This is a genomic window from Alkalibacterium sp. m-11, assembly GCF_054658155.1.
The window spans coordinates 1-255 of the sequence record NZ_BAAGIR010000562.1; the positions used below are offsets into that span (position 1 = coordinate 1).

At 35.7% G+C, this 255-nt stretch carries 1 pseudogene; it reads right to left on the reverse strand.

From position 1 onward, the window contains the following. Window positions 1–197 (reverse strand): annotated as a pseudogene (locus tag ACYQ2O_RS13605) (IS21 family transposase); the annotation flags it as partial. Between the last annotated feature and the right edge of the window lie 58 nt (window positions 198–255).

Consider the following 255-nt stretch of genomic DNA (forward strand, 5'->3'; position numbering starts at 1 on the left):
TCTATGATTTGTTTGAATGAATCTAATTTACTCGGATATGTCCTCCTTGTTTTAGGTTTATTACCTTGTAACGCTTCTTCATACGCTGCTTTAACCGTACGATAGTCACATCCGTATTGTTCCGCTAGCGCAGTATAATTGGGCTTTATGCCATCAATCATATGTTTTTTCACTCCTTCTCTGATATCTCTTCTCATTCCTATTCCACTCCAATTCTATAGGGGATAAGAAGAGTATATAAAAAATGTAGGAAAA